The following is a 6,290-nucleotide window of genomic DNA, read 5'->3' on the forward strand; positions in this document are numbered from 1 at the left end:
TTAGCGTCGTGGATGGCGTTTTACCCAGAAACCACCATGGAAATAAGTGGGATCCAGTGAGATCATAAAGGCCTTCGCGTTAAAGGCCAATACGGTTTCATACACGATGTTTTCTTGTCGACGTGGCACCAGGACTTCTAAAATCAGTCGTTGCCCATCGCGGCCGGTACCGTTGAATTCAGTCACACCAAAGCCTTGATGGCGGAGCAATTCTACTAGATTTTGTTGATCTGCAGTACTTTCAGACGGCGGGACAATGATCTGAACGATTTTGTAGCCAATGGCCAATAAGCGGTCGATCAGCATGCCAAGTGCGATCCCTACCCCAAAACCAATGGCGTAAGCCAGTAAATACCAGGGATTCGATAAACTATTTAAAACGTAATGTAGCCCTAGCGTATAGAGTATGATTTCCAAAGCACCACAAACCGGCGCCACCCAAATCAAACCTTTTGCTTGAAAAAGTAAGCGTAACGTATTAATGGTGAGATAAAGGACGTTGATCCCAAAAATTAAAAAGAGCAAGTTGAATTTGATTGCCATACAGATTCCCCCCTAATGTGGTGTGATCACATGTTCCGCAAGGGCTTGTCACGCGGCTGTGGGACTGCTAATCATCCGTGGTTGGCGTTAATTTTAATTGGGTGTGTTGCGTTTTTTGCGGCTCAGAACGTGTACTGATCTTAACGGTTAACGGTTGATCAGTCTTTTTAAGCCGGAAGGTGGTTTCCAAATCATCGGTGGCCTGTGGCTGGATGGCTTCAGTTAAATCGTCATCCCGTTCTAAAACGGCTAATTGTTCACCGTTTTGGCTCACTGTGATCACTGCCTGATCGGCAAAACTTTTTGCTTGATTCGTGGTGTTTTGCCAATCAAATTCAACGCTGACTTCATTGGTTTCATCAGCGTCGATCTCGGCTTTAAGCTGCGTCACTTTAAACGTGCCAAACTGCCAATTCACCGTTTGATGAGCGGCCTGATCTGAGACATTAGTGGTTGAGCTTGCCGGATGTGACGCTTTTTCCGTTGTGTGCTGGCAAGCCGTTAACCCCAATAATGCGCCAATAAAAACGAACATAAAACTCCATTTTTTCATAAAAAGGCACCTCCTAAATCCTCTAATGTATCTTTGCTATCGCAAAGGTCCTATTTCCGCTGGTTGTCCAGTCTTGTGGCGTCAAGTCGCACCGCAGGACACATGGCTCCAAAATTTACTTGAATGGTGTGGTGTCATTATCTCTAGCATAACGAAAATGCCGTCAATTGCCAATCAAAAAGACGTCCTCAATCGCTTGAGGACGTCTTCAATCAAACTTGGCTTAGTTGGCGTGGTTAGCAGCCGCTGCCCGTTGCGCTTTTAGCAAGTGGGCGCCAAGCCCTAAAGCAGCCCCAACTAAGGCAGGTACCAGCCAATCAAGGCCGTATTTTTCAAGTGGCAAGTAGGCTTGTTGGAAACCCGTCATGGCCCGACCGAAACTACTTTGACTGACAACAGCCGGGAAAGCAGCGACCATGTCGAAAACAGCTGGTACAACGGTGAAAACAACGGTGAATAAGTAAACTAAGCTGTCGCGCTTGAATAATGGTGAAAAAACGGATAATAGGATCAAAACCATCGCCAATGGGTATAAGAACATGAGCATTGGTGTTGACCAAGCGATGATTTGATTTAAACCAACGTTAGCGGTTAAGAAAGAAGCCAAGGTGGTTAATAATAACCAAGTCCGATAGCTGACCTTTGGAAAATGTTTGTGGAAGTCTTGGGCAAAGGCAGCGACTAATCCGATGGCTGTGGTTAAGCAAGTAACGGAGATCAAAACAGCTAAGATGGCTTGACCAGCTGCGCCTAAGTAGTAATTGACGATTTGATTAAAGGCAACGCCGCCATTTGCAGAAAGGTTGAATTTACCTAAAGACATGGCCCCGACTAAGATCAAGGCTAAATAGATGACAGCAACCAAGCCCATTGATAAGACGCCAGCACGAGCTGTGACCATAGCAACCGCATTTTCACGCCGTTTGCCTAAGGAACGGACAGCCGTGACAACGGTGACCCCAAAGGCCAAACCAGCCAAAGCATCCATGGTGTTGTAACCTTGTAAGAAACCATTGGTAAAGGCGCCTGTTTGATACGCCTTTGTCGCATGTTGTGTGGCTAAATGCCCCATGGGACTGCTAAAGGCTAAGAAGAAAACCAAGGCCAATAAGATCAAGAATACAGGATTTAATAATTTCCCAACGTTTGAAACAATTTTGTTTTGTTCTAATGAGAATAAAAAGGCAAGGCCGAAGAAAACGGCAGAGAATAATAGCAGGCCTAACGTTTGAAACTTAGCAGGAACCAATGGTGCTAAACCAACGGTATAAGACACTGTCGCCGTCCGTGGGGTCCCAAATAAGGGGCCGATGGTACCATGGATCAAGATCATAAAGGCCAAAGCGAAAACAGGCCCTAGTGGCCGACCAATATCATAAACCCCTTCAGAATGGGTGATACTGATGGCTAAAACAGACAGTAACGGTAAAAGGACTCCGGTGACTAAAAAGCCTAAAGCAGCAGGTAACCAGTGACTGCCAGCCAGTTGACCTAAGTGTAATGGGAAGATCAGGTTGCCAGCCCCAAAGAAAAGGGCAAAGAGCATCGAACTGACCACAAGATATTCGCGTTTTGTAAGATGACGTTCCGGTTTTAGTTCATTCATAATGTGACCTCCTAAAGTCTGTTGACTATTTTGCGTTCGCAAAATCTCATTTCGGAGGATGGCCATTCCATCGGACGAAAGTCGTCACGGTGGAAACATGGCACCTCCTAAAGTCTAAAGTCTCTAATGACTATTTTGTAAGTATCATAATGGGTACTTACAAATCCCATGTGGAGGATTTCCAAAAATCTCCCGTGTCGGAAATGTGGAAACTCCTGATTTTTGTAAATTGATGGGACTAACGACTCCGGAATCGTTAATCAAGGTGCGAATCAGTCGCGATCTGATCCAATCAGCGTTAAAAACAAAAAAACGCCCAAATTTGAGCTTTGCTCAAATCAGGACGTTAGTTAACGTGATACCACCTTCATTTGTTGTTATTTCACAATAACAACCTTTTCAAGTACGTGAAAGACTTACTTTCGAATACTCTAGCTCTATAATGGGAGCACCCAATGAACGCTCAAATTTCGCATTCATCGCTCAAAGATGATTTTCAATGATGTTTGATTTGACGCCCTTTCACCAATCGACGCTCGCTTTGCTCATCGCACATGATCTACTTTTCTTATCACAGCGTTTTGTTCATCAATTTATAATGTGACTTTAATCTAAAGCATCTAACAGGATTTGTCAACTCTGAATTTTAAATTTTTAAGGCCACTTTTTAATTAAAGGACAGCTATTTTCATGTGTCTAGGGGGATCTTATTGCGTTTAAAAAATAAAAATACAACTTTGGCATGAGGACAGTCGGTGATTAAACCGGTAAAATAAAGAATGAATGAAAGCTTTAACCAAACTTGGGGGTTTAAGCAATATTCAATCAAAACGGTTAATTAAAATTTTAACCTTGCCGAACCGTTTACGAGGCCGTAACAGCTTGTTACGGTTTTTTGTGTGGTGTGGGCGCGTCGTCAAAAACGGCTTTGAGGCTATCAAGGGACTAAAATTTTGAAATGAAGGCTTGCTATTTTTTAGAGAGACCGTTATAATGATAAAAACATTAATAATTGATGAGAATAATAGCGATTGGTTAGCGTTAATTCAAAGACCATTGTTATTAATACTTAGATTAGGTTTGAGTCGTTTAATTGATCAAAAAGGCGTGCCTTGCTGGCTAATATCTTCTTCCCGTGTGAGATGTTAGTCAGCAAGACACGCTTTTTTGCTAGTGTCGGTCTGCTGTCAAAAGCGTTTGGAAAGCCTGGATCAGGTGAGTTGGTGTAGCTAGATCAGCAGCTATGACCCGACTTGCAGTCTGAATGAAGTGGGAACGATGTTGTAAATCGCAAGCAGCTGTGCCGGCAGTTCCAAGTCCGCAGCAGCCAATTTTTGTCAGATCCGTATGTTGTAATAAGGGCAAACTGTTCAGTTGACGAGATTGTCCGTAGCAATCTAAACTCAGTAAGGCCTGCCGTGCCAATTGTGAGGCTGGCCAGTCAGGTTGTTGTTGCAGCCCAAATACAATCGTTCCGTGATCTGCTAGTTGTTGCGCGCTGGATAATTGTTTTGGTGTTAGCGCCAACCATAAAATCAAAGGGAAATTATATTTTGGTAAAGGTGCATTAGTCTGCGGTTGTTGTGCTGTCCGAATAGTAGGATAATAAGCGCGCCAGGTTAGTTTAGAGCACGGTTGGGTGTAAGTGGGTAATTGATAGTCAGATGTCAGTTGACCAATGGCAAGCATTGCAGTGTCTCCTTCACGTTAGTTGTCCATTCTGGCGGACGTAAACGATCACGCCAGCAACATGAATGATCAACTTCGGTTTAAATTTAAAAAATGAGATGATAATAATGAAACAATGGTGGCAACGTTGGTGGCTAACATTAGTCGTGATCATTGGCGGCGGCTTCGTGGTGTTTGGCGTGGCACACAATGCACGGCTTTACCACACCCCAGTTGCTGTGGTGACACAGGTGAAGCAGTTGCAAACCACAAAAGAAAAGGATCAATTTAACAATCAAGATCGAGCAACGACCCAGCGTGTGACATTACGGCTTTTAAATGGCAAACGACAAGGAAAAACACTTCACGCAACCAATACATACTCCCAATCGAATGCCTATGATCAACCGTATCATACAGGGCAACAAGTACTCTTGAACTTACATGGCAAAAGTGCTGCCATTCAAGGTTTGAAGCGCGATACAAGCATTGTTTTATTACTGTGGCTAGCACTCAGTTTATTGGTGCTTACCATGCACTGGACGGGGCTAATTGCCTTTCTTAGTGTGGTGATGAATTTAGTGCTTTTCTTGTTGGCGATCAAGCTCGATCTATTATGGCACAGCAATCACTTTTTGGTAATTTTCAGCGTGTTAACGGTTATTTTTGCCACGTTGACCTTATGGCTTGTTTTAGGGTGGGGTCGGCAAATGGGGATTACCTTGGCAACGACTTTAAGCGGCACCCTGGTGGCAATTTTGATCAGCTTGTTGGTGTTGCAACTGACCAATCACCGTGGTCTTTATTTTGAATCCGTTCAATATGTCACGCAGGTTGCCCCGCGGCCACTTTTTATTGCAGAAACGATTTTAGGGTCCTTAGGGGCCGTGATGGATGAATCAACGGATATTGTGGCCACGTTATTTCAGCTTAAAACAGAACAGCCTAACATTACAACCGGCCAGCTTTTTAAGTCAGGTCGTAAAGTGGGCCAGGCCATTATGGGGCCATTGATCAATGTACTGTTCTTGATTTTTGTTGCGGATACATTTCCGCTTGCCGTTTTATTCTTACGCAATGGCAATAGCTGGCACTATACGTTTTCCATGAACATGTCACTAGGGGTCACGCAAAGCTTGATTAGTGGGATCGGAATTGTATTGGCCGTGCCATTAGCCAGTTGGTTGACGAGTCTGTGGATTCGACCGCGACAAAAGGAAGGTGCAGCATGAGTACAATTACAGTATTAGCCTTGATCTTATTGCTTGCGATGACCTTGGTTGGTGGGAAACGTGGCGCTTTAGCTTTTACCAGTCTCATCTTGAACTTCGGCATTCTTTTCTTAACATTAGTGTTAGTGGCTTACGAATTTCCGCCAGTGTTGATCACCTTGATCTCAGGGACGATTATTTTGGCCTTTACGATTTTCTTAGGAGATGATGATGTCCTTGCGACGCAAACGGCTTTTGTGGCCTCACTATTGATTTTAGTGATCCTCCTTTTGTTGATCATTCCAGTCGAACATTGGAGTTGGGTGCAGGGATTTGGCAGTGAAGACAGTGAGGATCTAGAGGGGATGTCATTATTGGTTGGCGTCTCTTTTGTTCAAGTGGCCAGTGTCACGGCGGTGTTAAGCACGTTAGGGGCGATTGCCGAAGCAGCAATGGCCATTAGTGCCGGCTTAGCTGAAATCATTCGCCAACATCCCAAAATTGCACCGACGCGCCTGTTTCAAGCAGGTATCTCAATCGGTAAACAGATTATCGGGACCACCTTTAACACGTTGTTTTTCGGATTTTTCGGTGGTTTTCTAGGCTTATTTATTTGGTTTGTTGATTTAAAATATTCATTGGGGCAACTATTAAACCCGAATTATTCATACGAGGTTTAATATCGGCATACCGCACAATTTTGGACCAA

The 6,290-nt window shown here is 44.0% G+C and carries 6 protein-coding genes and 1 other annotated feature; of the genes, 2 read left to right on the top strand and 4 right to left on the bottom strand.

The features are described from left to right. The 4 genes from FC07_RS04150 to FC07_RS04165 all read right to left on the bottom strand — a co-directional run bounded on the left by FC07_RS04150 (position 1) and on the right by FC07_RS04165 (position 4,391). Complete coding sequence (locus FC07_RS04150) at positions 1-543, bottom strand: DUF2179 domain-containing protein (RefSeq protein WP_057903867.1); 543 nt, start codon at positions 541-543, stop codon at positions 1-3. A 67-nt stretch (positions 544-610) separates the two neighbouring features. Next, a complete protein-coding gene (locus tag FC07_RS04155) occupies positions 611-1,096 on the bottom strand; it encodes a DUF5067 domain-containing protein (protein ID WP_057903868.1) in 486 nt (161 codons plus the stop codon). 223 nt (positions 1,097-1,319) lie between these two features. Next, on the bottom strand, positions 1,320-2,702 hold the full coding sequence (gene brnQ, locus FC07_RS04160; protein ID WP_057903869.1) for a branched-chain amino acid transport system II carrier protein: 1,383 nt from the start codon (positions 2,700-2,702) through the stop codon (positions 1,320-1,322). A gap of 336 nt (positions 2,703-3,038) precedes the next feature. Next, positions 3,039-3,286 (bottom strand) — a binding site (T-box leader). A gap of 586 nt (positions 3,287-3,872) precedes the next feature. After that, a complete protein-coding gene (locus FC07_RS04165; RefSeq protein WP_057903870.1) occupies positions 3,873-4,391 on the bottom strand; it encodes a hypothetical protein in 519 nt (172 codons plus the stop codon). Positions 4,392-4,498: 107 nt separating this feature from the next. Here FC07_RS04165 and FC07_RS04170 point away from each other — a divergent pair, with 107 nt between their 5' ends. Further along, positions 4,499-5,602, top strand: a complete 1,104-nt coding sequence (locus tag FC07_RS04170) for a YibE/F family protein (protein ID WP_057903871.1) — start codon at positions 4,499-4,501, stop codon at positions 5,600-5,602. Then, positions 5,599-6,261: a YibE/F family protein gene (locus FC07_RS04175; RefSeq protein WP_057903872.1), complete on the top strand. Its 663-nt coding sequence runs from the start codon at positions 5,599-5,601 to the stop codon at positions 6,259-6,261. Before FC07_RS04170 ends, FC07_RS04175 begins: the two co-directional genes overlap by 4 nt. The last annotated feature ends 29 nt before the right edge of the window (positions 6,262-6,290 follow it).

The organism is Loigolactobacillus bifermentans DSM 20003, from assembly GCF_001434575.1.
Lineage (GTDB): Bacteria > Bacillota > Bacilli > Lactobacillales > Lactobacillaceae > Loigolactobacillus > Loigolactobacillus bifermentans.

Bases quoted from the DNA above. Each gene is read 5' to 3' on its own strand.
- brnQ (WP_057903869.1), bottom strand. From the start codon at position 2,702: ATGAATGAACTAAAACCGGAACGTCATCTTACAAAACGCGAATATCTT.
- FC07_RS04155 (WP_057903868.1), bottom strand. From the start codon at position 1,096: ATGAAAAAATGGAGTTTTATGTTCGTTTTTATTGGCGCATTATTGGGG.
- FC07_RS04150 (WP_057903867.1), bottom strand. From the start codon at position 543: ATGGCAATCAAATTCAACTTGCTCTTTTTAATTTTTGGGATCAACGTC.
- FC07_RS04175 (WP_057903872.1), top strand. From the start codon at position 5,599: ATGAGTACAATTACAGTATTAGCCTTGATCTTATTGCTTGCGATGACC.
- FC07_RS04165 (WP_057903870.1), bottom strand. From the start codon at position 4,391: ATGCTTGCCATTGGTCAACTGACATCTGACTATCAATTACCCACTTAC.
- FC07_RS04170 (WP_057903871.1), top strand. From the start codon at position 4,499: ATGAAACAATGGTGGCAACGTTGGTGGCTAACATTAGTCGTGATCATT.